The sequence below is a fragment of the Vibrio sp. SSH13-20 genome, from assembly GCF_040104475.1.
GTDB lineage: Bacteria > Pseudomonadota > Gammaproteobacteria > Enterobacterales > Vibrionaceae > Vibrio > Vibrio harveyi.
This window is the reverse complement of the sequence record NZ_JBECOU010000005.1, coordinates 485,227-511,698: the sequence shown is the minus strand read 5'-3', so window position 1 is coordinate 511,698 and position 26,472 is coordinate 485,227. Positions and strand designations below refer to the sequence as shown.

Below are 26,472 nucleotides of genomic sequence, written 5' to 3'. Positions count from 1 at the left end.
GCATGTGTTAGGCCTGCCGCCAGCGTTCAATCTGAGCCATGATCAAACTCTTCAATTTAAAGTTTTTGATTCCCTAAATAAATAGGGAGAGGCTCAATGAATACTGACTTCAAAACTACTAATGTAATTTTAAAGCTATTATCGTTCCAACAGAACGATAATGAATTGACTGTGCCAAGTCCGAAGACTTGATTGGTCACTTCGTTTCATTGAAACCTAATTTGAAACCGCTCTTTATTAAGAGAAATTTCTAATTGGATTATCATCAACGAGTGCCCACACAGATTGATAGGTTCTTATTTTTAAAGAGCAGACTTTGAAGTTCTCTTCAAAGTGGACGGTCATTTTAGCGAGATAACTTGCCGTGTCAAACACTTTTTTAAGTTATTTCTCTGTGAGTTAACTTCTAACTCACTGACCTTGTCATCTTGGTTTCGCTTAGCTTGCTTTCCCGTGACAACGGAGGCGCATTATAGGGAGTTCCCTAAGGAACACAAGCCTATTTTTCAAAAAAACTTGGCTTTTTAGTTCGTTCGTATAGAAAACAAACAAAACTCAATAAAAGTGTATTAAAAAGGGGGCTATAGCCCCCTAAAGTTTGAACTTTATCCCACTTTTCAGTGCATCAATGCAATTATTGATGAGCAATGATTTGGTCATTGCTAACAATCAGCTGTACTTTCTTGTCTGGTAATATCTCTCCAGCCAAAATCGACTTCGCTAATGGGTTTTCTACATTCTGTTGAATTGCACGTTTTAAAGGTCGTGCACCATATACTGGGTCGAAGCCAACTTGGGCGATCAAATCGAGGGCTTTATCAGATACCTCAAATTGGTAACCTTTTTCTTCTAAACGTTTAGCCAAACGTTCTAGTTGAATAGACGCAATAGATTTAATGTGTTCTTGACCTAGTGGGTGGAAGACGACACTTTCATCAACACGGTTTAAGAATTCCGGACGGAAGTGTTTGCTTACAACATCCATCACCTCATTCTTGATTCCTTGGTAATCCAGAGTAGCAAAGTTCTCTTGAATACGAGCCGAACCTAGGTTCGATGTCATAATGACGACCGTGTTACGGAAATCCACCGTACGACCTTGTCCGTCAGTTAAGCGTCCGTCATCTAATACTTGCAGTAGAATATTGAACACATCAGGGTGAGCCTTTTCTACTTCATCTAATAAGATGACGGAATAAGGTTTACGACGAACCGCTTCAGTTAAGTAGCCCCCCTCTTCATAGCCGACATAACCCGGAGGCGCACCAACCAGCCTTGCCACAGAGTGTTTCTCCATGAACTCTGACATATCGATACGTACCATGGCATCTTCACTATCAAACATGAAGCTAGCGAGTGTCTTACACAACTCTGTTTTACCTACGCCTGTTGGACCTAAGAATAAGAAGGAACCAATTGGTTTATTTGGATCGGATAAACCAGCTCGGCTACGACGGATAGCATTCGATACCACCTCAACCGCTTCAGCCTGGCCAATGACACGTTTATGCAGAACATCTTCCATACGGAGTAATTTCTCTTTTTCTGCTTCAAGCATTTTTGAAACAGGAATACCCGTCTGCTTAGAAAGCACTTCTGCAATTTCATTGTCAGTAACCTTATTACGCAGTAGCGTCATCTCTTGCATTTCTGCTTGAGTTGCTAGGTCTAATTGCTTTTCTAATTCAGGAATACGTCCATACTGCAGCTCAGACATACGGTTTAAGTCACCAGCACGACGAGCAAAGTCCATATCCATACGAGCTTGTTCTAACTCACCTTTAATATGTTGCGTACCTGATAGCGCTGCTTTTTCAGCATTCCACACTTCTTCAAGCTCTGCATACTCACGCTCTTTCTCGTTCAACTCATCGTTAAGCACATCCAAACGTTTTTCACTCGCTTCATCATGCTCGTTGCTCAGCGCTTGCTGTTCGATTTTCAGTTGAATGATTTTGCGCTCAAGTTTGTCTAGCGACTCTGGTTTAGAGTCAATTTGTAGACGAATACTAGAAGCGGCTTCATCAATTAAATCGATCGCTTTGTCGGGTAGTTGACGATCAGAAACATAACGATGCGACAAGCTAGCCGCCGCAACAATCGCCGGATCTGTAATTTCTACGTGATGGTGAAGCTCATAGCGTTCTTTTAAACCACGCAGAATTGCAATGGTATCCTCAACACTTGGCTCATCCACCAGCACTTTTTGGAAACGACGCTCAAGCGCAGCATCTTTCTCTATATACTGACGGTATTCATCTAGTGTTGTAGCGCCCACACAATGAAGTTCACCACGAGCCAGCGCTGGTTTTAGCATGTTACCGGCATCCATAGAGCCTTCACCTTTACCTGCACCAACCATAGTATGAAGCTCATCAATAAACAGAATGACGTTGCCTTCTTCTTTGGCTAGTTCATTCAATACCGACTTCAAGCGCTCTTCAAATTCACCACGGTACTTCGCGCCCGCAACAAGTGCGCCCATATCTAATGAAAGCACTCGGCGACCACGTAGCCCCTCTGGAACTTCATTATTAATGATGCGCTGAGCCAAACCTTCTACGATTGCTGTTTTACCAACACCTGGTTCACCAATAATCACAGGGTTGTTTTTAGTACGGCGTTGCAATACTTGGATGGTACGACGAATTTCGTCATCACGACCAATAACCGGATCCAACTTACCCTGCTCTGCACGTTCAGTAAGGTCTATGGTGAACTTTTCCAACGCTTGTCGAAGTTCTTCCGCATTCGGGTCATTAACCTTTTGACCACCTCTGATCTTTTCGATCGCTTGACTCACTTTTTGCTCGGTCAAGCCCATCTCTTTCAATAACTGACCAAGTGGACCACGGTCTTCTAATGCTGCAAGCAAGAAGACTTCGGAGGAAATGTAGGAGTCCTGACGCTTTTGAGCCACTTTGTCACACAAATTGAAAAGCGTACCCATAGAGCTAGACAGCTGAACATCACCACCGATGCCACTGACTTTAGGCAGTCGATCTAACATTTCGCTCAATTTAGAGCGTAGATGAGTCACGTCGACATCTAACATTGTTAGCAGTGGACGAATTGGGCTACCGTTCTGATCAAGCAATGCCACCATTAGGTGCACTGGTTCGATATATTGATGATCGCGCCCTAACGCTAGTGACTGAGCATCAGAGATAGCGATTTGAAACTTGCTTGTGAATCTATCAAGACGCATATCTTCCTTCCTAACCTCAACTGAAGAAAATTCTTTTGACAGTTAGAAAGATGGATACGCACAGAGGGAATTTCAAGGGAGAGAATTAATAAAGATAGCTTTGCAAAAATGAAGCTATGCATCTTTGTACTTTTGGGTTGTAGTGGTTAGTCCTCGATCCAAATAAAAGTCGCTTGTCTACCCGTCACACCATCACGACGATATGAGTAAAAATCTTCTCTATTTTGGAAAGTGCACAATCCGGAATCAAATACTTGAGTGACCCCAGCTTTGTTAAGACGTTGAGTTGCAAGCTTGGACATATCAGCCAGCCACTTACCTTCAACATTACGAGGTGTAAATGCTTGATGCGCTTGAGAGTCAAAATCTACAAAGGATTGTAAGACATCCTCACCCACTTCAAATGCTTGAGGTCCAATTGCAGGACCAAGCCACGCTATTACTTCACCAGAAAATAGCGCTAGTGCATTTTCAACAATACCATTTGCTAAACCGCGCCAACCAGCATGCACGGCTGCCACTTGGCTGCCCTGTGTATTGGTTAATAGAACAGGTAAACAATCTGCAGTCATCGCAGAACAGACAATATTATTTGAAGAAGTAAACACACCATCAGCGTCAAGTACTTGTGTTGTTGGTGTGCTAACCTGAGCTACCACAGTAGAGTGAGTTTGATTCAACCAAATTGGCGCATTTGGCATATTCGCTTGTTGCGCCAACCAATTACGGTTCTTCTCTACTATAGACGCATCATCCCCAACATGCGCACCAAGGTTCAACCCTTGATATGGCGAAGTCGAAAAGCCTCCGACTCTTGTAGAGGCGAAAGCTTTAACATTTTTCGGCGCGGACCAATTGGGAACAATCGTCTTCATATTAGAACTCGTCAGGTAGACCGAACTCTTCTGTATCTTTACGCAGCGCTTCTGTCATCTCTACCATGTCATCAGGAACTGGAGCGTGGAACTCTAGCTCTTCACCAGTGATAGGATGTTCGAAACGTAGCATTACCGCGTGCAATGCTTGACGATCAAAACCACGAATCATGGCTGTTAGCTCTTCCGATGCACCTGTTGGGATACGAGCACGACCGCCATAAGCAGTATCACCGAGTAGCGGATGCTGTAGGTAAGACATATGAACACGGATTTGGTGCGTGCGACCGGTTTCTAGACGAAGACGGATACGTGTGTGTTCACGGAAATGCTCTGCAACACGGTAATGCGTTACCGCCGGTTTACCCAGAGGCGCAACTGCCATTAGCGTACGCTTAGTCGAGTGACGACCAATTGGCTGATCCACTTTACCACCCGCCGTCATACGACCGATTGCAATCGCTTCGTACTCACGAGTGATGTTACGTTTTTGCAAAGCGCGAACCAGACGAGTTTGTGCCGGAACAGTTTTCGCAACCACCATTAGACCAGTGGTGTCTTTATCTAGACGGTGTACGATACCTGCACGAGGTACTTCAGCGATGTCTGGGTAGTGATGCAGCAATGCGTTTAGTACTGTGCCGTCTGGAGTACCCGCACCTGGGTGTACAACAAAATCACGAGGCTTGTTGATTACGATGATATCTTCATCTTCGTAGACGATATCTAGCGGGATATCTTGTGCTTCCCAGCGTTCTTCATCTTCCAGCTCGGCTTGCAAGGTAATTTCCTCACCACCCATTACTTTGGTGCGAGGTTTAGTGACAACTTCACCATTCACTTGTACCTTCCCGTCAAGCAACCACTCTTTCAAGCGAGAACGAGAGAAGTCCGCGAACAATTCGGCGATAGCTTGGTCTAAACGTTGACCTAACTGGCTATCTTTTACGGTGTTGGTTAAAACAATCTGCTGAGCCATATCGAACTTTTTTAAAAACTGTGAGACTAATGCTCACGACTGTGGAAAAATAGACTATTACGTCATTGTATCTGTTACTGGAAAGAAAGTAACGGCAGCTTAAGAAATATTTAGATTCAAGGAACAGACTCCTGATATGAAACATCAGACTTTAACAGGCCTTTTAGCGGTATCCCTTCTGTTTGGCTGTGCAAGCAAAGAAGAAATCGTTCCTGATGTGCCACCTTCTGAACTGTATGCAGACGCGCAAACTTCTCTGCAAAGCGGTAACTGGCTTTCTGCCATCGAGAAATTAGAAGCTTTGGATTCGCGTTACCCGTTTGGTGCCTACTCTGAGCAGGTACAACTTGACCTTATCTACGCGTACTACAAAAACGACGACCTAGCACTCGGTCTAGCAACTATTTCTCGCTTTATGCGTTTGAACCCGACTCATGAAAAAATGGACTGGGTATTGTACATGCGTGGTTTGAGCCACATGGCACAAGATCGTAACTTCATGCATGACCTATTTAACGTTGATCGCAGTGACCGTGACCCAGAGCCCGTTAAGAAAGCATTTGATGATTTCAAAAAACTGCTAGAGCGTTACCCGAACAGCCCATACGCGGAAGATTCACAGAAACGCATGGTGGCGCTGAAGAACCGTCTTGCAAACTACGATCTTGCGACAGCAGATTTCTACTTGCGTCGTGAAGCTTGGATTGCGGCGATTAACCGTTCTCAAGAGCTTCAAAAGACTTTCCCTGATACAGAAGCAGCTCGCAAGTCGCTTGAGATTCAACTAGAAGCTTACAAACAGTTGAAACTGGATGACGCCGTTGCCAGAACGGAAGAGCTTATCAAGCTAAACCCAGCAAACTAATCCTCAACCGCCACAGCTCAAACTGTGGCGGTTTTGTTTTCCCTTCTTATTTTTGCTCCACCCGCTAACTTGATGATTTTTTGAGCGCTACTTATGCTTAAAGTTCTCCTTCACCATCAACATGGATGTGAACGTGACATTATCAAAGTTATGGATAGGATTGCTGCTTCTACTCTCAGCATCGAGCTTTTCTCTTGAGCTCTCCCCTCTTAGACAACCACCTTACACGGGGGATCTGGATGTCATTAAAGAGAAAAATGTTTTACGCGTATTAGTGTCTGCCGACCTTGGTTTCTATTACATAGAAGGTGGAGAACCAAAAGGCATTGGTGCAGAACTATTGGCTCATTTCGAAAAAGAGCTCCGTAAGCTCAAACCAAAACTCAACATTCAAATTATCCCAGTTTCACGCGATGAGTTGCTACCTTCTCTTGAGCAAGGTTTAGGGGATTTAGTGGTTGCCAATCTCACCATTACCGATGCACGCAAGAAGCTGGTCGATTTTAGCGATCCTGCTATTACAGGGATTGAAGAATGGGTCATCACTAACAAAAAAACACCAGCAATGACGAAGATTGAACAACTGAGTGGCAAAGAAATTTGGGTTCGTGCCAGTTCAAGTTATTTCGAGAGCATTCAGGTATTAAACAAACAGCTTAATAAAAAAGGCTTACCACCAGTGGTGGTGCACTTTATTGAAGAGACGCTGCAAGACTATGAACTGGTAGGAATGCTAAACAATGGCTATATCAAAGCTATCGTACTTGATAGCCACAAAGCCAAGCTGTGGATGAACTTTATGGATGACATCCGAGCACACACCAAGATTCCGATTAGAGAAGGGGGTGAAATTGGTTGGGCCATGCGCCATAACAGCCCGGAGCTAAGAAAAGCGGTCAACAAGTTCATCCAAACTTCCAAGTCAGGAACACTACTGGGCAACGTCATTTATGGAAAATACATCGATAACACCAATTGGCTCAACAAAGCACTGAACCCCAAAAAGATTGCTCAGCTTGAAAAGCTCTCATCACTGTTTGCTAAGTATGGGGAGAAGTACGACTTTGACTACCTCCTCATCGCAGCGGTGGCCTATCAGGAATCAGGGTTCGATAACAGTCTAGTATCAAGCCGTGGTGCCGTTGGTATTATGCAAATCTTACCGAGTACGGCCAGTGACCCTAATGTGAACATTAAGAATGTCCGTAATCTAGAGAACAACGTTCATGCAGGGGTGAAATACTTAGCGTTTCTTCGCCGGTATTACTTCAGTGATAGCAACATAACTAAAGAGAACAAGCTCTACTTAACGTTAGCTGCATACAATGCTGGACCTGGAAACATTGAGAGAATGCGTAAACGTGCCGCTCAGCAAGGTTACGATCCGAATGTATGGTTCAATAATGTGGAGGTCGTAACACGTAGAAGCTTAGGGGAAACCATCAGGTACGTAACGAATGTGAACCGCTACTACGTGATCTACAAACAGTTAGAAAGTCTCGACCTAGCAAAAACTCTCGATAATGTTCTGCTTGTGCCTGATGACCCTGTCTTTATGACGCCATTGCGCAGCGTCAGCCAAACGCCTCAATTGAAAACACACTAGCTAGAAACCAAAAACGCCGCTCATTTGTTGAGCGGCGTTTTTGAATCTAACTTATTGTGCACTTTAAGAGTGATCTGATTCACATCTTTGATCTGGTTAATTTTTAACTAACTAGAATTACAGGCCGTATAACTCCCCTAAAAACGGGTTAGTTTTCAGCTCAGTACTCTATCCAATCTAATGATTTCGAATCCGATAACAAGCAATTTTCACATAAATCTCAGCAGTTCTTGAGTGAGATCACATTCATTTTTCATCTCGAAAAACCCATCCCAAAAAGCGATCTAGATCACATTCTTTTCTCCTCAAAGCGGTAATCTGAACTCAACCCATGAGGGATGAAACAGAGGAAAAACATTTATGACAATGAACATTACTGGTAAAAACATCGAAATCACCTCTGCAATCCGCGCTCATATTGAGAGCAAATTTAAAAAGCTGGAGAAATGGCAAGTAGACATCATTGGATGCCAAGCAACATTCAGCGAGGAACCAAACAAACAGAAGAAATTCGAAGCCGTTATTAAAGTTCCTAAAGGCCAGCTAATCGCCTCAGCAACTCACGAAGATCTTTACGCAGCTATTAATGAAGTGGAGCAAAAACTAGAACGACAACTGAATAAGCTGACCCACAAACCTGAAGCTCGACGTGCGAATAAGCCTGAGCTAGTGGAAGAAGAAGAGTAAAACGTCCAGATTGAGGAAGTAGCGCCGAAAGGCGCTATTTTTTTGCTTGACGCTCCCCGCCTGCTTGCTTATTGTGTTTAAACACTCACAAATTAAGCACTATTTATGCACTCAACTAACCTGTTTCTTTTTGACTTCTTTTTCCTTCCATAGTTGGAGGGGCTAACTCGTTTGTGAAAGAAAAGTCAAAAACAAACAGAAAGCCTCCCAAATCGGGGGGCTTTTTTTATAAGGAAAGAATTGATGACTGACCAACCTATTTCCCTGGAAGAAATTCGTTTACGTTTGAATGAACTCGATGACGAGTTATTAAGCCTGCTGTCCGAACGCCGTAAGCTCAGCATTGAAGTCGCTAAAAGCAAAGTTCAAACTTCGAAACCTGTTCGTGATGCCGTCCGTGAACAACAGCTTCTAGTAAAACTGATCACCAATGGTCGTGATAAATACGAACTCGACGCTCAGTACATCACCAAACTTTTCCATACCATCATTGAAGACTCGGTCCTTCTTCAACAAAGCTACCTACAAAACCTTGTTAACCCACAGCAAAGCCGTAAGCCACTTGCTCGTGTTGCTTTTCTTGGTGCGAAAGGCTCTTACTCACACCTTGCAAGTCGCGAATACTTCAGCCGCAAGAACACAGAGTTAATTGAACTCAACTGTGAACACTTCAAAGAAGTGACTCAAACGGTCGAATCAGGTCATGCTGATTACGGTGTGCTGCCAATTGAAAACACCAGTTCAGGCTCGATCAATGAAGTCTACGACCTACTGCAACACACAACGCTGTACATCGTTGGTGAACTGACTCAACCAATTGAACATTGCTTGGTGGCAACCAAAGACATTCGTCTTGAGAACATCAAAACGCTTTACTCTCATCCACAACCACACCAACAATGCAGCGAGTTCCTGAGTCGCATGAAAGGCGTGAAACTAGAATCTTGTGCAAGTACTGCAGATGCGATGCAAAAAGTGCAAGAGCTCAATCGTGATGATGTAGCGGCAATCGGTAATGCTTCAAGCGGTAAGCTTTATGGTCTACAAGCGATTCAGGGCAATATCGCAAACCAAACCGAAAACCACACACGCTTTATCGTAGTTGCGCGTAAACCAGTAGAAGTATCGACACAGATCCCTGCAAAAACCACACTGATCATGTCGACTTCTCAAGAAGCAGGCTCACTGGTTCAAACGCTATTGGTACTTCAACGTTACGGCATCAATATGACCAAACTAGAATCACGTCCAATCATGGGTAACCCATGGGAAGAAATGTTCTACGTTGACCTTGAATCTCATCTTGGTTCGAACGAAATGCAACAGGCAATTGATGAGCTAACTAAAATCACTAAGCACTTGAAAGTACTAGGCTGTTATCCAAGTGAGAATGTGAAACCGACTCAAGTTAAACTGAGCTAAAAGACATCCATAGGTAAAAAGATCATGGCAGGCCAAAAAGTCGTTATCGCATCACTTAACCCAGCGAAAATCAAAGCCGTAGAGAGTGCTTTTCACAGCGCTTTCCCTGAGCAGAAGTTTGAATTCATTGGGGTCAGCGTTCCAAGTGAAGTCGCAGATCAACCAATGACAAATGATGAAACACATCTCGGAGCTCTGAATCGCGTTCGTAACGCTAAAGCCGAAATAACGAATGCCGATTTCTATGTCGGTTTAGAAGCAGGTATTGAAGGGAAAGTCACATTTGCTTGGATGGTGGTTGAATCTGATACGCATCGCGGGGAATCTCGCTCTGCAAGCTTGATGTTGCCACCAGAAGTACTACAGAAGCTTAAACATGCCAATGAACTTGGTGATGTGATGGATGAAGTTTTTGGTACCGACAACATCAAACAGAAAGGCGGTGCAATTGGGTTGCTAACTCAAAACCAACTGACTCGTAGCTCGGTGTATCATCAAGCTTTGATTCTGGCGTTGATTCCATTTACGAATCCCGAGCACTTCCCTGCGAATTTATAACTGCTTTTGGACTCATGGCTAAATAATACACGAATTAAAAAGGGCGGTTTTTCCGCCCTTTTTACTGTCTATGATATAGAAACTCAAACGACCTTACTGAGCACCTTGCTCGAGCAACGTCTTGAGTTTGTCCTTATCGACTTCCGACTTTGACTTCAACTCATTTGAGCCGCGAGTGATCGTTGCTATGCCAACCCCCAGCATTTGACTGATTTGACGTTGAGAAAGCTCACCTTTCAGCAATTCATTCAGAATGTTCACACGTGCGGTGAGTGATTCTCTCTCATCCGGTGTCATTAGCATGGTCAACAACATCTCATGTTGCTGGTTATCCACACTTGAGCGGATCAATTCAACAATCTGCTGCCAGTCTTTGTACTCAGGTTCGTGTGACATCAAGTTACCTCACTCAATACTTGGTATTGATCTCATTTGGGGTCAAGAACGCACCATCGACACCTAAAAGGTCACGGTAATACGTTTCAAACATCAAAATGTTCTGCACATAACCGCGAGTCTCTTTAAACGGAATCGCTTCAATAAAGGAATAAGCGTCCACTTTTCCTTGGGTTCGCTCTCGCCACGTTTTTACTCGGTTAGGTCCTGCATTATAAGCGGCGAGCGCAAAAATACGATTATTATCGTAATCCTCCATTAACCCTTGTAAGTAATGGCTACCGATTTCAATATTCTTACCTACATTGTACAAGTCTTCCGTACCTTGGTATTTAAGCTTGTATTTACGAGCCGTGTACTTCGCGGTTGCAGGCATAATTTGCATCAAGCCACGAGCGCCAACGGGTGAGCGAGCCTCAGAGTCCAGTGCACTTTCTTGTCGAGCCAAAGACATCATAGTAATAGGATCGATGTTATGTTTCTCGGCATAGAAATTAAACCACCAGCGGTGAGCGACAGGAAAACGCAGAGGAATGTTGTCCCACATTTTAGCTTGAATACTCGCTGTTACCGTTAAATTATGCCAACGTTTAGAAGCAGCATAAGCCGCCAACATCTTTTTCTCTTCTTTACCAACACGACGCAACAAATGTGCCCATTCACTTTTGGCAGCAGCAATTTTGTCGGTTTCAATCAACTCTTCAATTCGCACTAACGATTTTTGGTAAGGTTGAACAACCTTTTTATCGAGCTTCACGGTACTCGATGGATACTTAATCGACTGACCAATCGCATTCGCTGCAGCAACACTATAAAAATTCCGTTGACCCGCCAATTTAGCCAAGCGCTGTTTGCCCGCGACTTTATCACCCAACGCCATCTCACTGCGTCCTAACCAGTATTGCCACCGAAGCGTCGCTTGTTCTTTTTCATTTAAAACTGCAATCCACTTCTGTACCCCTTTCCAATCACCATTTTGAATCGATAAACGAATGCGGCTTTCAATCAAGGGTAAATTCTTACTCGATCTCGTCTTATCATCACGCCATTGAGCCAACGAATCTGACTCGGTACGAATCAAACGAATCGCAATATAGTCAGCTAATGCTTGTGCTTTCTCTGGTGAAAACTTCTGTCCTTTCACAACGATTGCGTAAGCGTCTTGCGCCTTTTTTGTATCCTTACGCGCTAGTTTTTCTAACGCGAATTCACTTTGAGCACGGTTGAAATCATTAGCAGGTTGTTTCTTAGCAAATGCAGCGACCGTTTCTGGTTTATCAAACAGTGCCTTCATCGCTTTGGCTTGCTGCTGCGCCTTGCTTGATTTAGGCAGTTTTTGTAGGTAACTCAATAAACCACCGTTACGCGCATCAAACGCCAGCAACATGCGTTGTAAGATAAGTTCATCAGAGCGCTCACCCGCTTTATCCCACGCAGAGAATAATGGGTCACACTCATCTGCAATGCTGCTGCCACGCAACCACATGTGTTCTGCACCTTTGAACGCAGCCACTTGTTTGCCTTGATTTAATTGGGCGACGTAAAAAATACATTGATAGCGCTCACCACTTGGTTCCACTCTCTGAAACTCAGTAATGGTTTTCCAATCTTTCTGACGATAAAGGTTATCTAAGTAAGGGGCACGAATTCGACGTGAGAATGGAAAAGCCTCATGGTCTTTAATAAATTCGTCTACCTGTTGTGGAGACTTACTCGATAATTGCCTCAGAAACACCCGATAATCCACATAAGGAGTCAGTGGATAGTTGGCGATTTTTGAACGGATAGATAAGTAACCATCAATGTCATTCTTATCTAATAGGTCTTGAGCTTGTTCATAGACCTGGCGCTGCTTTTCTAAACTCAGCGCAGCGTTTGCTGATACGCTAACCGCACATAAAGCGGCTGCATAACATACTCTTTTAGCCAATTCAGATACGTTGAATCTCATGTGCGTCATTTTCCTCAGACGTTTATCACTCCATGCCTTACTAATGAAGAATACAAAGCGTAGTAAGTCATAAAGCATATGCATCTATTTACACCGTATTAAGTTCTCATTGTAAAGCGACTTGATGTAATAAATGTTGTACTCGTGAAACTTTAGAACCCTTAAAGACAAATAGATTCCCAACAATCCATTCTTCCTGATGAATCGCAGCACATTGAATTAAGGATGAACAAGAAAAGTGTATACCCTAAAGTTGTGAGTTTCCGGTCAGCAATGAAGAAGAAATCACATGAGCGGCGAATTTCTTGCAATGCGGTAACAAAACTCAAGGAGTTGGTATAAAATAGACGCTTTGAATGACAGTTAATTTAGGAACGATCGGCAATGGCTGAATACGTATATACCATGTCGCGGGTGAGCAAAATCGTGCCACCTAAGCGTCAAATTCTTAAAGACATCTCTCTAAGCTTCTTCCCAGGTGCAAAAATCGGTGTTCTAGGTCTGAACGGTGCGGGTAAATCAACTCTGCTACGTATCATGGCGGGCATCGATACTGATATCGATGGTGAAGCACGTCCACAACCTGGTCTAAACGTAGGTTACCTACCTCAGGAGCCAGTACTAGACGAATCAAAAACCGTTCGTGAAGTGGTTGAAGAAGCGGTATCTGATGTTGCAGACGCGCTGAAGCGTTTGGATGCGGTATATGCTGCGTATGCAGAACCAGACGCAGACTTCGATGCACTTGCAAAAGAGCAAGGCGAACTAGAAGCGCTAATTCAAGCGAAAGACGGTCATAACCTAGACAACGCGCTAGAGCGTGCGGCTGATGCACTTCGTCTACCTGAGTGGGATCAAAAGATTGCAAACCTATCTGGTGGTGAACGTCGCCGTGTTGCTATCTGTCGTCTTCTTCTAGAGAAGCCAGACATGCTACTACTAGACGAACCAACCAACCACTTGGATGCTGAGTCTGTTGCATGGCTAGAGCGCTTCCTAGTTGATTACACAGGCACTGTAGTTGCGATTACCCACGACCGTTACTTCCTAGATAACGCTGCGGGTTGGATCCTAGAACTTGACCGTGGTGAAGGTATTCCATGGGAAGGTAACTACACGTCTTGGCTAGAGCAAAAAGATGCACGTCTACAACAAGAAGCATCTCAAGAAAAAGCTCGTCAAAAGACCATTGAGAAAGAACTTGAATGGGTTCGTCAAAACCCTAAAGGTCGTCAAGCGAAGTCTAAAGCACGTATGGCGCGCTTTGAAGAGCTGCAAAACACTGACCACCAAAAACGTAACGAAACCAACGAGCTGTTCATCCCACCGGGTGAGCGTCTAGGTGATAAAGTTATCGAAGTGAACAACCTGACGAAATCATTCGACGGTCGCGTTCTTATTGATGACCTATCATTCAGCATGCCTAAGGGTGCAATCGTAGGTATTATCGGTGCCAACGGTGCTGGTAAATCGACCCTATTCAAGATGCTAAGCGGCACAGAACAGCCTGATTCAGGTACGATTGAGCTAGGTGAAACCGTGAAGCTAGCGTCTGTTGAGCAGTTCCGCGACTCAATGAACGACAAGAACACCGTATTCCAAGAAATTTCTGAAGGCGCTGATATCATCAAGATAAACAACTTCGAAATTCCTGCACGTGCTTACTGTTCTCGCTTCAACTTCAAAGGTTCAGATCAACAGAAGATTATCGGCGAACTGTCTGGTGGTGAGCGTAACCGTGTACACCTTGCTAAGCTTCTTAAAGCTGGCGGTAACGTACTATTACTCGATGAGCCAACCAACGACCTTGACGTTGAAACACTACGTGCGCTAGAAGAAGCTCTACTAGAGTTCCCTGGCTGTGCAATGGTTATCTCGCACGACCGCTGGTTCCTAGACCGTATCGCGACACACATCATCGACTACCGCGATGAAGGTCAAGTTAACTTCTACGAAGGTAACTATAACGAGTACATGGAATGGCTGAAGAAGACGCTTGGTCCTGAAGCGGCTGAGCCACACCGTATCAAATACAAGCGCGTATCGAAGTAATTTCGACCGCAGGTTGATGTGCGGTATTTCACCTTACATCTCACCTTTGCTTGTAATTCGTACAAAGGTCGCTATCATAGCGACCTTTGTTGTATGTGTTGCATAAATAGCTCAAATGCCCTTGTAGCATGTAAAGAGCCTAACCTTTAGCCAGCATAACTCTGTAGCATTTTCGACATTTCAAACACAAAAATCGAACATTTTTTGTTCTATTTGGTATAGTCTTGCCATTGTTTGACATTTTACGAGAAAGCTCTATGACGGAAAGACGACGCTTTTCACGCATCATCTACCAAGTACCAGCCTTAATTGAACAGAGAGATTTGGTAATACCAGCTACCATTCAAGACCTTTCTTTACATGGCTTGTTATTAAAAGCTGAAGATGCAAAAAAACTGAATTTATTACAGCCCGTAGAAGTCGGTTTTTCGTTTATTCAATCAGAGCAAACCATGCGATTAAATGCTGACGTCATTTCAATTGCAGACAATGAAGTTCGGCTAAAGATCAGCAACATAGACATCGACAGTATTAGCCAATTAAAACGATTCATAGAATTGAATGTAGGCAATAACGAACTCCTAAATCGAGAGTTAGAACACCTTTCGGATTTAGGGGAAGAATAAACTGAACGCCTGCTTTAGTAACAATAATCATGTCTAAAAAAATCATCATGCAGATCCCAACCAAAGATGGGAATCAGCAATTTCATTTGGGTCGCCTTTCGATCCTAACCATTTGCGCATCGGTCATTGCGCTACCGGCTGTCATTGGTGGTGCTTGGTATATGAACCAAAAACAGGTTCATGACGCACAAACATTAAACCAGACCATCGCAAAGCTTGAGAGCGAGAAAGCACAAATCACTGCATTGTACGAAGAGCAGTTGGACACCAACCATTCATTATCTCAGTCTCTGACGGACAAAAATAACCAAATACAACTTCTCGGGAAGCGCGTATTTGATGTTGAATCCGTACTCGGCTTGGCAGATGAAGAGTTAATAGGTGAAGAAAGCAATCTCGCGTTAGAAGAGCGGATCGATGCAGCTGCGATAGACTCAGCGGTCAGAGCCACCATGTTTCGCTTGATACCTAACGACAGCCCGATGACCTACCAACGTATTTCATCTTCATATGGCAGTCGTATTAACCCTATTTCTGGTAAACGCCATGTCCACACCGGTATCGATCTCACCTGCAAACGCGGTGAAGAGATCCTGGCTCCAGCCGATGGGGTTGTGGAGACAGTACGACCAAGTAACAGAGGTTACGGCAACTACCTAACTCTGCGTCACTCTTTTGGTTTCTCGAGCTCTTTTGCCCACTTAAACCGTTTTAAAGTTAAAAGTGGTCAGTTCGTAAGTAAAGGTGATGTGATTGCACAATGTGGTAATTCAGGCAACTCAACTGGACCACACTTACATTATGAGGTGCGCTTCTTAGGTCGTGCGTTGAATCCTCAATATCTGATGGATTGGACACCAGAAAACTTCAACTACGCATTCGAGAAAGAGAAAAAGGTGAAATGGGGACCATTGGTTCAATTGATTGATAATGTCGTTCGTCTGCAAATCAATCTGACTAACTCACCTTACCGTGATACTAGCATCAGCACCGTATCAAGCGAAGATAAGACAGGAACCGCAACCAACTAAGGTTTTGCGCTCCTTTTCTTCACTTCACATATAAAAAGAGCAGCCTCAGGGCTGGTCTTTTTATCTATCAAATCGGTGTTTATCCACGATGGATATTGTCATTCGCTTGTTTTAGCAGATTCTGACTCTCGTTCATAAATTGTTGAGAGTACTCACCAAACCAATCACTGACTTGTTCAAAGCTTTCAACAAATTCTGCTTTGTCTTTGCTATCCAAAATGCTCAGCGCCTCACCAAAACGTTGGTGGAATCGCTTAATCATATCGATGTTCTCTTGCGACGAGAGAATAATGTCACCGTAGAGGTTTGGATCTTGACCAAACAAACGCCCTACCATCGCTAACTCCAAGCGGTAAATTGGTGAGCTCAACTTTAACAACTGTTCAATGTTTGGATTCTCTTTACTTAGGTGCATACCGTAAGCAAACGAAGTGAAGTGGCGCAGCGCCTGAATCAATGTCATGCCATGATCGTGCTCTTGCGCATCAATTTGGCACAGGCTTGCGCCCCAAATCCCAAACTGTTGCAATAGCCATTGGTATTGTTCGTTACCACGACCATCACAGTACACAATTACCTGTTTCGCTAGGCTTGGCACATCTGGACCAAACATAGGGTGTAAACCAACAACCGGACCTTGGTGCACATTCAACATTGCTTGCAATGGCTTAGACTTGATGGAAGTCAGGTCACAAAGAATGCAGTCTTTTGGTAGGTTGCCTAGCTTTTCAATCACACCTTCTGTCAGGTGAATCGGAACAGTAACCACCACCAGCCCAGCATCTTCCAAGATGTCGTCTGCATGATCCCAGTCTTTACTGCCCAGCACTTTAACTTGGTAACCAGACAGCTTAAACATTCGACCAAACAGACCACCTAACTGACCATTACCACCAATAATAACCACTGAGCGCAATTCTGGGTTCAAACACTTAAAACCGGAATCTTTCTCGCTGGCATAAGACTCACGCATTGTTCGACGAAGAATGTCTTCAATCAGTTGTGGAGGAATCCCCATTTTTTCAGCTTCAGCTCGTCGTGATGCCAGCATTGCCGCCTCACGATCTGGGGCATAAATTGGCAAACCGTGTTCGCTTTTTACTTCCCCTACTTTCTCTACTAGAGCCAAACGCTGAGCTAATAGCTCCAACATTTGCTTGTCGACTGCATCAATCTGATCGCGTAATGCGTTAAGTTCAACTGCCATTGATGTTCCTTAAATCCCGTGTTGTTAGCCTTTTAGACGATTCTCTAAGAAAGGCACCAGCTCTTCGTGTGCATGACGTAATAGTGCCTCAGTTGAATCCCAATTGATACATGCGTCGGTGATCGATACGCCGTATTTCATCTCTTCGAGTGGCAGGTCAGAAGATTGATTACCTTCATTGATATGGCTCTCAATCATCAAGCCAATGATTGACTTGTTTCCTTCACGGATTTGATGAATCACATCTTCTGCGACCAATGGCTGACGACGGTAATCTTTACGCGAGTTCGCATGGCTACAGTCCACCATCAGCGAAGCATCGAGACCAGACTTCGCCATTTCTTGCTCACATTCAGTCACTGATACTGAATCGTAGTTGGTTTGCTTACCTCCACGTAAAATGACATGACCATTTGGGTTGCCTTGTGTCGTTAGCAGTGCCACTTGGCCTTCACGGTTGATTCCCATGAAACGATGACTAGAAGAAGCCGCTTGCATCGCGTTAACAGCAGTTGCCAAGCTACCATCCGTACCATTCTTAAAACCAATAGGCATAGAAAGACCACTTGCCATCTCGCGGTGAGTTTGTGACTCCGTTGTGCGAGCACCGATCGCCGCCCAGCTAAAAGTATCCGCAAGGTATTGTGGGCTGATTGGGTCAAGAGCTTCTGTTGCTAGCGGGATTTCCATCTCTGCCAATTCAACCAGCAGTTCACGACCAACATGCAAACCATGTTCAATGTCGAAGCTACCATCTAGGTGTGGGTCATTGATCAAACCTTTCCAACCAACCGTGGTTCGAGGTTTTTCAAAGTAAACACGCATTACAATATACAGTTGGTCGCTTAGTTGTTCTGAAAGGGCTTTTAGGCGCTTAGCGTAGTCCTTCGCTGCCTCTACGTCATGAATAGAACATGGTCCACATACAACAAGCAGACGATGATCTTTCTTGTGAATGATGTCAGCGATGGTTTGACGAGACTCTTGAATGAAACGACGTGCCTTTTCACTCAAAGGAAGCTTAACTTTTAGCTCCTCAGGCGTGATCAGTACTTGTTCTTCGCTGATGTTGATGTTGCTCAATTCACTTCTTTGCATAACTTCGACCTGTATATTTTTGTTTACACCCAACCAATTCCTTGGTGAGACAACTAAGCTTTATCGACAAGATAACAGGCTACAAAAGAAATACAAGCGTACACAATAAAAAACATTTAATGTAAACTTAAATTTACACACAAAGAAAAAGCCGAAATGCAGGGCACTTCGGCTTAAAATAGGTGTTTTCGACAGTTTACGTATCCCCCCAAGTAAACCAATACTCAAGGTTTACATGGCTAACCAATCAATCGCTTCATGGCTTCAGTAGCGTCTTTCCACTCTTGAGACAATTTTAACTCGCTTAGTGTAAAGTTTTGTTTTTTCAGCAAGGCATCAGCAAGAGGAACGGAAGTAATTGGCAGGTTATCGAGTACTTCCACTTGTGCATCGCGCTTGTTACAAACTAATAGCATGTCACAACCTGCTTTTAATGCCTGTATGCCTCGCTGGGCAGGACCACCCATAATTGCGGCACCTTCCATGGTCAAATCATCAGAGAAGATCAAACCTTTAAAACCAAGTTGTTGGCGCAAGATTTGTTTTAACCAGTACTCTGAACCACTTGCAGGTTGATCATCATAATTGGGGAAAATGACATGAGCAGGCATCATCGCATCTAAGATGCCGGAATCGATTTGCGCTTTGAAAATAGCCATATCTTGCTCAAAGATATCACTGCGCTCATCGTACGGAGTCTCTAGGTGTGAATCAGCAATCACACCGCCATGACCAGGAAAGTGCTTACCCGTTGTTGCCATACCGACACTCTTCATGCCATGCATGTAAGCAGAACTGTGACGCAAAATTGTGTCCATATCCTCACCAAAAGCTCGACTGCCGATCGCTTTACACTGATGACCTTTATCCAGCACAGGCGCGAAACTTAGGTCAATGTCATGAGCTATCAGCTCTGCGGCCATCAACCAACCACCCATGCGTGCCAGTTCCTCACTATTTTGGTGCTTGGCATATTCGTCAGCCGCTGGAATGAGAGAGAAGCCTTCACGGAAACGCTGAACGCGCCCGCCCTCTTGGTCAACACCAATCAAAATCGGACGTTTCGCCGCTTTACGGATAGACTGGGTAAGAGCTTGAAGCTGCTTGCTATCGTGGTAGTTACGTGTAAATAAAATCAAACCACCAACCGTTGGATGTTCCAAAATTTCTCTGTCTTCTGCAGTCAGTTCGTAGCCTGCAACATCAACCCATAACGGTCCCATTGTTTCTCCTCAAAATCGGCTGAATATCTCGTATTCGATGAGGTTATTCGCTTCAGAATTGCTTTACAATAAGTGAATCGAAGAATTGACGGAATCGGCTGTGAATCTTAACAATCTGTACATTGGCGTAATGTCTGGAACCAGCATGGACGGTGTGGATACGGCACTGGTAGAAATTGAAAATGACCATGTTTGCCTAATTGCGCACGATGATTACCCAATGCCGCCTCACATTAAACAAATGCTTCTGTCGATTTGCACAGGACAAGACACTAACCTGAAAGCACTTGGCGAACTGGACCACCAACTCGGGCATTTGTTTGCCGATGCCGTATTACAACTACTGAATAAATCTGGCTATTCCGCTGAGCAAGTCCGAGCCATTGGCAATCATGGTCAAACCGTTTTCCACCAGCCAACTGGCGATCTGCCCTTCACCACTCAACTGGGTGATGCCAACATCATTGCGGTCAAAACCGGTATTGATACCGTGGCAGATTTTCGACGCAAAGACATGGCGCTAGGTGGACAAGGTGCACCACTTGTTCCTGCGTTTCACAAAAGCATCTTTGCGATGCAAGACTCCACAACGGTAGTGCTTAACATCGGTGGTATTGCCAATATCTCTGTATTACATCCCGAGCAGCCGGTGATTGGTTATGACACCGGTCCAGGTAATATGTTGATGGACGCATGGTGTGAGCAGAATACTGGACAAGGCTTCGACAAAGACGCCCAATTTGCTCTGCAAGGTAAGATCAATGCAGCTTTACTGGCTCAACTGTTGGAGGCTCCTTATCTTGCGATGCCACCGCCTAAAAGCACAGGGCGAGAACTGTTCAATATCGATTGGTTACATCAACAGCTAACGGATCACCGTGTCTCTGTACAAGATGTGCAACGCACACTTTGCGAATACTCGGCAATGACCATTGCTGTCGAAGTGGAAAAGTTCACTCATGGTCAAAAGCCTCAGCTTTTAGTGTGTGGTGGTGGAGCAAGAAACCCACTATTGATGCAACGTTTGGCAGCCCTTCTCCCTCAGTGGCAAGTCGCAACAACCAACGACAAGGGTGTCGACGGAGACTATATGGAAGCCATGGCTTTTGCTTGGCTTGCACAGCGCCACGTTCATGGATTGCCAAGCAACTTGCCAGAAGTGACAGGGGCAAGTCGTCTTGCTTCACTCGGTGTGCTCTATCCTAAAAACTAAATGAGTTGTCCTAAATACAGCTTAAAGATGAAACGAATTCAGTATTCAAAAGGCTTAAATCACTATGACAAATGACGCGCTTATTGCCGCTCTCGCTCACCTTGTTTCAGAAGGTCGCAACCCAGATACGATGGACATCGACTTATTACCATCTCTGGATATTGTTCAACGTCTTAATCAACAAGACAAACTCGTTCCACTTGCCGTTGAGAAAGCGTTGCCGGAGATCGCCCTCGCGGTAGATAAAATCACCGACGCATTTAAGGTAGGCGGTCGTTTGGTTTACATGGGCGCAGGCACCAGTGGTCGTTTAGGGGTGCTTGATGCATCAGAATGCCCACCAACATTTGGTGTGTCTGACAAGATGGTGGTTGGCTTGATTGCAGGTGGTCCAGAAGCCATCCTCAAAGCGAAAGAAGGCGCAGAAGACTCTCCAATTCTAGGTGAACAAGATTTGAAAGACATCGAGTTCACTCATCATGATGTCGTGGTCGGCATCGCCGCTAGTGGACGCACACCTTACGTGATTGGTGGTTTGGAGTACGCCAACGAGATAGGTGCGACGACAGTGGCACTGTCTTGCAACCCAGACTCACCAATTGCAGAGATCGCTAGCATCGCCATTTGTCCTGTCGTAGGTCCTGAAGCTTTAACCGGTTCAACACGTTTAAAATCAGGAACCGCACAGAAGCTGGTTCTGAATATGCTGACCACAGCGAGCATGATCCGTTTAGGTAAGAGTTATCAAAACCTGATGGTCGACGTGAAAGCGACCAACAACAAACTGGTAGCGCGCGCCGCACGCATCGTTATGCAAGCGACCGATTGCAGCCAAGAACAAGCAACCGAAGTACTTAAGCAAACAGACTATGAAGTAAAACTGGCGATCTTGATGATCCTGACCGATCTTGATATCGATTCAGCTCGTGCGCATCTGCATCATCAAGATGGCTTCTTACGTAAAGCCGTTGAAAGTCACCAGCCAAAATAACGGGTGAGATGGTTAACCAGATTGACCAACACAAGAAAAACAAAAAGGAGACCTCAAGGTCTCCTTTCTTATTCTGATATCAAGAATCAGTCTTCATATAGCCACTCATCAAATTCTTGGTTAAGCTTGTCATTCGCTTTGCGCTTGATTTGATCAGGATTCGTCATGTTTTTCACACGGTCGACCTTATTGGTGTACTTGCTAGTGGTATTGTTTACCTTGCGCTTAACCTGGTTCTCCACATAAGTGCCATCGCTGATCTCTTTGATATTACGCTTAGTGTGATTGATGGTGTTGGTTATATGATGCTTGTCATGGTCATACTTTCGCTTCATCTTGATCGACTCTTTCAATACATTGGTTGCGCCAACGGTCAAAGGGAACAGTGCTAATACGACCAAAAAGACTTTTTTCATGCTTCTATTTCACTTCTGATTGAATCTAATCATATCAGTACATCAAAGCGATAAAATTCAAATGTCAGAAGATTAACAGGGCAAATTGCTGTCTTGATTATGAAACAGAACTAGTTACTGTATTCGTTCCAACCGCGTTGCCATTCCATTCGAAACTTCTGCGCTTGTGGTGTGCCTTCGCATACACCTTCATAGTACTGACCAGACAATCCCATCTGGTAAGCGAAATCAGGATTACAGTATTCCGTCACCCCTTCGAGATAACCTTGGTCGTAGTCACCTTGCTTAGCATTCCCGAGTTGATTGAGTTCTTTCACCGTACGAGAAGTATGCCCTGCAATGCCATCTTGATAACCGATCTGATACCAATCACCAGATTGCGCTAATTCTTCCGTGGTCGCCGCACAGCCTGCCAATAAAGCCAGCGCCAAACCTAACGTTGCCTTTTTCATGATTCTTCCTTAACTAGTTGTTTTCCAAACAAGCTTACCACTAAAGCCCGTAATGTGCCGCTTATCTGTCGATTTCGCCACTTAACTCTTGAGGTGACCACTTACCCTTAATCACAGCCACTCAATGGTGAATAGAACCACTTAACCCATCGTGCTACCACTAAGCAAACGATAAAACCACTTAATCTTTATATCGACCACTCGCTTCTCTATTCGACCACTCATCCACTGAGCGAATGCACTTAACAAAAGAGGCGAATACCATACATCCTGAGCTTAAAAAATTACCCTACCTAATAAACCAAGGACAATTGCTATGATGTGGTTTCTAACCTGTGTCGCAGCCCTTATCGGCGGATACTTCATCTACGGTGCTTTCGTTGAGAAAGTTTTCGGTATCAATGAGAATCGCCAAACTCCTGCCCATACAAAAACCGACGGTGTTGACTACGTTCCAATGTCAACCAAACGCGTTTACCTTGTTCAACTACTCAACATTGCTGGTGTTGGTCCTATTTTCGGTCCAATCATGGGTGCCCTATACGGTCCTGCCGCTATGTTGTGGATTGTTGTAGGTTGTATCTTTGCAGGTGCAGTACACGATTACTTCTCAGGCATGCTTTCTGTTCGTAATGGTGGTGCATCAGTACCAACGATTACAGGTCGCTACCTAGGTAATGGCGCAAAACACTTTATGAACATCTTTGCCATTGTCCTGCTGCTTCTTGTTGGTGTGGTATTCGTATCTGCGCCTGCTGGCATGATCACGAACCTAATTAACGACCAAACTAGCCTAAGCGTCAGCATGACAACGATGGTTGTATTGATTTTCGCTTACTACATCATCGCTACAATTGTTCCAGTTGATAAAATCATTGGTCGCTTCTACCCACTGTTTGGCGCACTACTGATCTTCATGTCTGTTGGTCTGATGACAGCTGTCGCGTTTTCTAGCGAACACACAGTGATGGGTGATTTCCAAGTAAGCGATATGTTCACTAACTTGAACCCTAACGACATGCCTCTATGGCCAGCGCTGTTTATCACTATCGCATGTGGCGCTATCTCTGGCTTCCACGCAACTCAGTCACCACTGATGGCTCGTTGTATGGAAAACGAGAAAAACGGTCGCTTCGTTTTCTACGGTGCGATGATTGGTGAAGGTGTTATCGCGTTAATCTGGTGTGCTATCGCTCTGTCTTTCTTCGGTACGCTTGACGGTCTTGCAGAAGCAGTGAAAAACGGTGGTCCTGGTAACGTGGTATACAGTGCTTCATTTGGTCTACTAGGTGTATTCGGTGGTGTGATTGCCTTCCTAGGTGTTGTAATTCTGCCAATCACATCAGGTGACACAGCATTCCGCTCTAGCCGTCTGATTCTTGCTGAATACTTCGGTATGGAACAAAAAACACTACGTAACCGCCTTCTAATGGCTGTACCACTATTCGTTATCGGTGGCGTTTTGACTCAAGTAGATTTCGGTATCATTTGGCGCTACTTCGGCTTCGCAAACCAAACAACAGCAGTAATGATGCTTTGGACTGCATCGGCTTACCTACTGCGCCATAACAAGTTCCACTGGATCACGACTGTCCCAGCGGTCTTCATGACAACCGTGTGTGTTACGTTCATTCTAAACAACAGTACATTAGGCTTTGGTCTGCCAATGCAAATCTCGACCATCGCAGGTATTCTGTTCTCACTAGCCGCTGCTGGCTACGTAATTAAAATCTCTAAAGGTAAAGGTGAGACTGAGCTTGCTGACGAAGAGAAACCACAAGCTGCTTCAGAAACTGCATAATGAATACCTTCGCTTGCTAACCGATTCATTATCAATGACTGGATAAAACCAAGAGCCTGCCCACCGCAGGCTCTTTTTGTTTCTCTTCTACGTTACAATAACAACATCATTTTTAGGTTAGGTTCGCTATGGAACTGGTCATCTCCCTTTTACAACAAATGTGTGTTTACTTGGTGCTGGCTTACATGCTGAGTAAAACGCCGATCATTTTGCCTCTGCTGAGTATCTCCTCTCGCCTCAGTCATCGGCTCATTTGTTATGTACTCTTCTCTGGCTTTTGTATTCTCGGCACCTACTTCGGCTTGCATATTAACGATGCTATCGCCAATACGCGTGCCATTGGTGCGGTGATGGGTGGGCTGTTTGGAGGCCCTGTGGTCGGTTTTGCTGTGGGGTTAACCGGTGGTATTCACCGCTACACACTTGGCGGTTTTACCGATTTAGCCTGCGCAATTTCTACCACGGCTGAAGGCTTGATTGGCGGCTTGCTGCATGTCTACCTTATCAAGCGTAACAAGGGAGCCATGCTGTTCAATCCAAGCGTGGTATTCAGTGTCACTTTTGTAGCAGAAATTGTGCAGATGATTCTGTTACTCGCTGTAGCCAAACCTTTCGACCAAGCCTATGCGCTTGTCTCAGCGATTGCCGCTCCAATGATCATTGCTAACTCGGTTGGTGCGGCACTGTTTATGAGTATCCTGCAAGACCGTAAAACCATTTTCGAAAAATACTCAGCCACCTTCTCCCGCCGCGCATTAAGCATCGCCGATCGCTCAGTTGGTATTCTAAGTACCGGCTTTAACAGTGAGAATGCAGACAAAATCGCCCGCATCATCTACGACGAAACCAAAGTAGGTGCCGTCGCGATCACCGACCAAGAAAAGATCCTAGCTTTCGTTGGTATCGGCGATGATCACCATAAGCCAAATACTCCTATTTCATCGCAAAGCACGCTAGATTCGATGGAAAAGAACGACATCATCTACCTTGATGGTAGCGAACGACCGTATCAATGCTCATTAGCACAAGACTGTAAGTTGGGCTCTGCATTGATCATTCCTCTGCGTGCAGGCAAAGAGGTGGTGGGAACCATTAAGCTTTACGAACCAAAACGCAAACTGTTCTCTACTGCGAATATGTCAATGGCAGAAGGGATTGCTCAGCTTCTTTCAAGCCAAATCTTGTATGGTGATTATCAGCAGCAACAAACTCTACTGGCTCAGGCAGAAATCAAACTGCTGCATGCTCAGGTGAATCCACACTTCTTGTTCAACGCGTTAAATACCATTAGTGCCATCACTCGTCGTGATCCTGACAAAGCACGAGAACTGATCCAAAATCTGTCTCATTTCTTCCGCAGTAACTTAAAGCAGAACATCAATACAGTGACGCTAAAAGAAGAATTGGCGCACGTGAATTCCTACTTATCGATCGAAAAAGCACGTTTTACCGATCGCCTAGAAGTTGAGATTGATATTGAACCAGAATTACTGGATATCAAGCTGCCGAGTTTTACTCTTCAACCTCTGGTCGAAAATGCCATCAAGCATGGTGTTTCTAATATGTTAGAGGGAGGAAAAGTGAAGATTTATAGCCAAGCACACCCTCAAGGCGCGCTGATAACGGTTGAGGACAACGCAGGTAGTTATAAGCCGCCAAAAGAGAATCATTCTGGTTTGGGTATGGAAATCGTCGATAAGCGCTTGTCGAATCAATTTGGGCGTGATTCAGCGCTAAAAATTACCTCTCAGCAGCATCAATTTACTAAAATGAGTTTTATCATTCCCCACTCGCGATAAGCGCAATGAAAACGCA

Annotated in this window: 22 protein-coding genes and 1 other annotated feature; of the genes, 12 read left to right on the top strand and 10 right to left on the bottom strand. The window is 44.6% G+C overall.

Annotated elements, in window-relative coordinates; genetic code table 11:
* Window positions 1-634 precede the first annotated feature (634 nt).
* From clpB to rluD, 3 genes are all read right to left on the bottom strand, one after another.
* The gene (gene clpB / locus ABMY42_RS17450) at window positions 635-3,208 is read right to left on the bottom strand and encodes an ATP-dependent chaperone ClpB (RefSeq protein WP_005447963.1); all 2,574 of its coding nucleotides are present in this window, start codon (window positions 3,206-3,208) and stop codon (window positions 635-637) included.
* A 146-nt stretch (window positions 3,209-3,354) separates the two neighbouring features.
* Window positions 3,355-4,083, bottom strand: a complete 729-nt coding sequence (pgeF, locus tag ABMY42_RS17445) for a peptidoglycan editing factor PgeF (RefSeq protein WP_017817297.1) — start codon at window positions 4,081-4,083, stop codon at window positions 3,355-3,357.
* 1 nt (window position 4,084) lies between these two features.
* A complete protein-coding gene (gene rluD / locus ABMY42_RS17440; RefSeq protein WP_005447961.1) occupies window positions 4,085-5,062 on the bottom strand; it encodes a 23S rRNA pseudouridine(1911/1915/1917) synthase RluD in 978 nt (325 codons plus the stop codon).
* A gap of 136 nt (window positions 5,063-5,198) precedes the next feature.
* On the opposite strand from rluD, the gene ABMY42_RS17435 reads away from it, so the two are divergent.
* The 5 genes from ABMY42_RS17435 (at window position 5,199) to yjjX (ending at window position 10,200) form a co-directional block, all read left to right on the top strand.
* A complete protein-coding gene (locus tag ABMY42_RS17435; protein WP_005447960.1) occupies window positions 5,199-5,927 on the top strand; it encodes an outer membrane protein assembly factor BamD in 729 nt (242 codons plus the stop codon).
* A gap of 121 nt (window positions 5,928-6,048) precedes the next feature.
* Window positions 6,049-7,533, top strand: a complete 1,485-nt coding sequence (locus ABMY42_RS17430; protein ID WP_009697650.1) for a lytic transglycosylase F — start codon at window positions 6,049-6,051, stop codon at window positions 7,531-7,533.
* Between the two features lie 360 nt (window positions 7,534-7,893).
* A complete protein-coding gene (gene raiA / locus ABMY42_RS17425) occupies window positions 7,894-8,220 on the top strand; it encodes a ribosome-associated translation inhibitor RaiA (RefSeq protein WP_005447957.1) in 327 nt (108 codons plus the stop codon).
* Between the two features lie 107 nt (window positions 8,221-8,327).
* Window positions 8,328-8,450, top strand: a sequence feature (Phe leader region).
* A 13-nt stretch (window positions 8,451-8,463) separates the two neighbouring features.
* Entirely contained in the window at window positions 8,464-9,642 is a 1,179-nt protein-coding gene (gene pheA / locus ABMY42_RS17420; RefSeq protein WP_005447956.1) for a prephenate dehydratase, read from the top strand.
* 24 nt (window positions 9,643-9,666) lie between these two features.
* Window positions 9,667-10,200, top strand: a complete 534-nt coding sequence (gene yjjX, locus ABMY42_RS17415; protein WP_049534745.1) for an inosine/xanthosine triphosphatase — start codon at window positions 9,667-9,669, stop codon at window positions 10,198-10,200.
* Window positions 10,201-10,293: 93 nt separating this feature from the next.
* Here the strand turns inward: yjjX and trpR are convergent, their stop codons facing one another.
* The gene (trpR, locus tag ABMY42_RS17410) at window positions 10,294-10,596 is read right to left on the bottom strand and encodes a trp operon repressor (protein WP_005447954.1); all 303 of its coding nucleotides are present in this window, start codon (window positions 10,594-10,596) and stop codon (window positions 10,294-10,296) included.
* Window positions 10,597-10,609: 13 nt separating this feature from the next.
* Entirely contained in the window at window positions 10,610-12,556 is a 1,947-nt protein-coding gene (gene sltY, locus ABMY42_RS17405) for a murein transglycosylase (protein ID WP_005447953.1), read from the bottom strand.
* 375 nt (window positions 12,557-12,931) lie between these two features.
* Here sltY and ettA point away from each other — a divergent pair, with 375 nt between their 5' ends.
* The 3 genes from ettA (at window position 12,932) to ABMY42_RS17390 (ending at window position 16,256) form a co-directional block, all read left to right on the top strand.
* A complete protein-coding gene (gene ettA, locus ABMY42_RS17400; protein ID WP_005447952.1) occupies window positions 12,932-14,599 on the top strand; it encodes an energy-dependent translational throttle protein EttA in 1,668 nt (555 codons plus the stop codon).
* A gap of 257 nt (window positions 14,600-14,856) precedes the next feature.
* A complete protein-coding gene (locus ABMY42_RS17395) occupies window positions 14,857-15,225 on the top strand; it encodes a PilZ domain-containing protein (protein WP_009697646.1) in 369 nt (122 codons plus the stop codon).
* Window positions 15,226-15,254: 29 nt separating this feature from the next.
* Window positions 15,255-16,256, top strand: a complete 1,002-nt coding sequence (locus ABMY42_RS17390; protein WP_009697645.1) for a M23 family metallopeptidase — start codon at window positions 15,255-15,257, stop codon at window positions 16,254-16,256.
* Window positions 16,257-16,335: 79 nt separating this feature from the next.
* Here the strand turns inward: ABMY42_RS17390 and tyrA are convergent, their stop codons facing one another.
* From tyrA to nagZ, 3 genes are all read right to left on the bottom strand, one after another.
* On the bottom strand, window positions 16,336-17,463 hold the full coding sequence (gene tyrA / locus ABMY42_RS17385) for a bifunctional chorismate mutase/prephenate dehydrogenase (protein ID WP_005447947.1): 1,128 nt from the start codon (window positions 17,461-17,463) through the stop codon (window positions 16,336-16,338).
* A gap of 24 nt (window positions 17,464-17,487) precedes the next feature.
* Complete coding sequence (locus ABMY42_RS17380; RefSeq protein ID WP_005447945.1) at window positions 17,488-18,561, bottom strand: 3-deoxy-7-phosphoheptulonate synthase; 1,074 nt, start codon at window positions 18,559-18,561, stop codon at window positions 17,488-17,490.
* A 239-nt stretch (window positions 18,562-18,800) separates the two neighbouring features.
* A complete protein-coding gene (gene nagZ / locus ABMY42_RS17375; protein ID WP_009697644.1) occupies window positions 18,801-19,784 on the bottom strand; it encodes a beta-N-acetylhexosaminidase in 984 nt (327 codons plus the stop codon).
* 100 nt (window positions 19,785-19,884) lie between these two features.
* On the opposite strand from nagZ, the gene ABMY42_RS17370 reads away from it, so the two are divergent.
* Together ABMY42_RS17370 and murQ are read left to right on the top strand one after the other, a co-directional pair.
* Window positions 19,885-20,997 (top strand): anhydro-N-acetylmuramic acid kinase, encoded by a 1,113-nt coding sequence (locus tag ABMY42_RS17370; RefSeq protein WP_005447941.1) that lies wholly within the window; start codon window positions 19,885-19,887, stop codon window positions 20,995-20,997.
* A gap of 64 nt (window positions 20,998-21,061) precedes the next feature.
* Window positions 21,062-21,988 carry an N-acetylmuramic acid 6-phosphate etherase gene (gene murQ, locus ABMY42_RS17365; RefSeq protein WP_017190112.1) on the top strand — a complete coding sequence of 309 codons (927 nt, stop codon included), beginning with the start codon at window positions 21,062-21,064 and terminating at the stop codon, window positions 21,986-21,988.
* Between the two features lie 86 nt (window positions 21,989-22,074).
* On the opposite strand, the gene ABMY42_RS17360 is transcribed toward murQ, so the two are convergent.
* Window positions 22,075-22,404, bottom strand: coding sequence for a hypothetical protein (locus tag ABMY42_RS17360; RefSeq protein WP_017190111.1), 330 nt, complete (start codon window positions 22,402-22,404; stop codon window positions 22,075-22,077).
* Window positions 22,405-22,514: 110 nt separating this feature from the next.
* Entirely contained in the window at window positions 22,515-22,856 is a 342-nt protein-coding gene (locus tag ABMY42_RS17355) for a DUF2799 domain-containing protein (RefSeq protein WP_005425322.1), read from the bottom strand.
* Between the two features lie 316 nt (window positions 22,857-23,172).
* Between ABMY42_RS17355 and ABMY42_RS17350 the strand changes: the two genes are divergently transcribed.
* Both ABMY42_RS17350 and ABMY42_RS17345 read left to right on the top strand, forming a co-directional pair.
* Entirely contained in the window at window positions 23,173-24,657 is a 1,485-nt protein-coding gene (locus ABMY42_RS17350; protein WP_005447938.1) for a carbon starvation protein A, read from the top strand.
* Window positions 24,658-24,785: 128 nt separating this feature from the next.
* A complete protein-coding gene (locus ABMY42_RS17345; RefSeq protein WP_009697640.1) occupies window positions 24,786-26,456 on the top strand; it encodes a sensor histidine kinase in 1,671 nt (556 codons plus the stop codon).
* Window positions 26,457-26,472: the final 16 nt, after the last annotated feature.

Bases quoted from the DNA above. Each gene is read 5' to 3' on its own strand.
- rluD (WP_005447961.1), bottom strand. From the start codon at position 5,062: ATGGCTCAGCAGATTGTTTTAACCAACACCGTAAAAGATAGCCAGTTA.
- pgeF (WP_017817297.1), bottom strand. From the start codon at position 4,083: ATGAAGACGATTGTTCCCAATTGGTCCGCGCCGAAAAATGTTAAAGCT.
- ABMY42_RS17380 (WP_005447945.1), bottom strand. From the start codon at position 18,561: ATGCAAAGAAGTGAATTGAGCAACATCAACATCAGCGAAGAACAAGTA.
- trpR (WP_005447954.1), bottom strand. From the start codon at position 10,596: ATGTCACACGAACCTGAGTACAAAGACTGGCAGCAGATTGTTGAATTG.
- ABMY42_RS17395 (WP_009697646.1), top strand. From the start codon at position 14,857: ATGACGGAAAGACGACGCTTTTCACGCATCATCTACCAAGTACCAGCC.
- sltY (WP_005447953.1), bottom strand. From the start codon at position 12,556: ATGACGCACATGAGATTCAACGTATCTGAATTGGCTAAAAGAGTATGT.
- ABMY42_RS17350 (WP_005447938.1), top strand. From the start codon at position 23,173: ATGATGTGGTTTCTAACCTGTGTCGCAGCCCTTATCGGCGGATACTTC.
- tyrA (WP_005447947.1), bottom strand. From the start codon at position 17,463: ATGGCAGTTGAACTTAACGCATTACGCGATCAGATTGATGCAGTCGAC.
- ABMY42_RS17435 (WP_005447960.1), top strand. From the start codon at position 5,199: ATGAAACATCAGACTTTAACAGGCCTTTTAGCGGTATCCCTTCTGTTT.
- ettA (WP_005447952.1), top strand. From the start codon at position 12,932: ATGGCTGAATACGTATATACCATGTCGCGGGTGAGCAAAATCGTGCCA.
- pheA (WP_005447956.1), top strand. From the start codon at position 8,464: ATGACTGACCAACCTATTTCCCTGGAAGAAATTCGTTTACGTTTGAAT.
- raiA (WP_005447957.1), top strand. From the start codon at position 7,894: ATGACAATGAACATTACTGGTAAAAACATCGAAATCACCTCTGCAATC.
- murQ (WP_017190112.1), top strand. From the start codon at position 21,062: ATGACAAATGACGCGCTTATTGCCGCTCTCGCTCACCTTGTTTCAGAA.
- ABMY42_RS17430 (WP_009697650.1), top strand. From the start codon at position 6,049: ATGGATGTGAACGTGACATTATCAAAGTTATGGATAGGATTGCTGCTT.
- clpB (WP_005447963.1), bottom strand. From the start codon at position 3,208: ATGCGTCTTGATAGATTCACAAGCAAGTTTCAAATCGCTATCTCTGAT.
- ABMY42_RS17355 (WP_005425322.1), bottom strand. From the start codon at position 22,856: ATGAAAAAGGCAACGTTAGGTTTGGCGCTGGCTTTATTGGCAGGCTGT.
- ABMY42_RS17390 (WP_009697645.1), top strand. From the start codon at position 15,255: ATGTCTAAAAAAATCATCATGCAGATCCCAACCAAAGATGGGAATCAG.
- yjjX (WP_049534745.1), top strand. From the start codon at position 9,667: ATGGCAGGCCAAAAAGTCGTTATCGCATCACTTAACCCAGCGAAAATC.
- ABMY42_RS17360 (WP_017190111.1), bottom strand. From the start codon at position 22,404: ATGAAAAAAGTCTTTTTGGTCGTATTAGCACTGTTCCCTTTGACCGTT.
- ABMY42_RS17345 (WP_009697640.1), top strand. From the start codon at position 24,786: ATGGAACTGGTCATCTCCCTTTTACAACAAATGTGTGTTTACTTGGTG.
- nagZ (WP_009697644.1), bottom strand. From the start codon at position 19,784: ATGGGACCGTTATGGGTTGATGTTGCAGGCTACGAACTGACTGCAGAA.